A 393-nucleotide genomic window follows, 5' to 3' on the forward strand; every position below is an offset into this window, starting at 1 on the left:
CAGCCGATCCTTAAGGCTATGGGAGATCTCATGGCCTTCATTGACAGAAAGTTCTCCATCCACGATCACGTGCAGGTCTACATGATAGGTCATTCCGGTTTTTCGGATGTAACATTTTTCAGTCGCAATAACTCCTTTTTCCTTTTGCGAAATATCTCTTATTTCTTCCACCATATCGTCATAAAGGTGTTCATCCATGATCTCACCAAGGGCAGGACGAAGGATCAAATATGCGTTGGAGAGAATAAAGCCTGATGCAAAAAGAGCTGCCCAATCATCGGCAGTTTCATAGCCTTTGCCCATGAAGAGAGCTATGGAAATACCAATAAAAGCCATTAGAGAAGTGATGGCATCGCTGCGATGATGCCATGCGTCAGCCTTTAATGAGCTGCT

At 44.3% G+C, this 393-nt stretch carries 1 protein-coding gene; it reads right to left on the reverse strand.

Annotation, left to right across the window (positions count from 1 at the left end; all coding sequences use genetic code 11):
* On the reverse strand, positions 1–393 hold a 393-nt coding region (locus tag HC176_RS17225; protein WP_167920235.1), incomplete at both ends, for a cation diffusion facilitator family transporter.

Source organism: Tamlana crocina (genome assembly GCF_012037625.1).